Raw genomic sequence first — 243 nt, 5'->3', positions numbered from 1 at the left:
GCGCTTGATGTGCTGCGAGAAACCGGCGCGGTGCGCCGGCGGCGAGCGGTCGGTCAGGGGAAGTGCTCGGTCCAGGCGGCGTGGGCGTGAGGCCGCCTGTCGCGCATGTCGCGCGTGCTGCACATACTGAAGTGGGCGATCGATTCGCACGTCAGGCAAACATCCGCGTCAGGCGATCGACGAATCATTTCAAGCGATTCCCAATAAAGTCCGGATGGTTGATGCGCCTTTGCAGGCTTCGGG

The 243-nt window shown here is 63.8% G+C and carries 1 protein-coding gene; it reads right to left on the bottom strand.

Annotated elements, in window-relative coordinates; genetic code table 11:
* Positions 1-53: 53 nt before the first annotated feature.
* On the bottom strand, positions 54-243 hold a 190-nt coding region (locus NCR93_RS31845; protein ID WP_250532490.1), incomplete at its 5' end, for a hypothetical protein.

This window comes from Caballeronia sp. ATUFL_F1_KS39, assembly GCF_023630985.1.
Classification (GTDB): domain Bacteria; phylum Pseudomonadota; class Gammaproteobacteria; order Burkholderiales; family Burkholderiaceae; genus Caballeronia; species Caballeronia zhejiangensis.
This window is presented reverse-complemented; position numbering and strand designations above follow the sequence as displayed.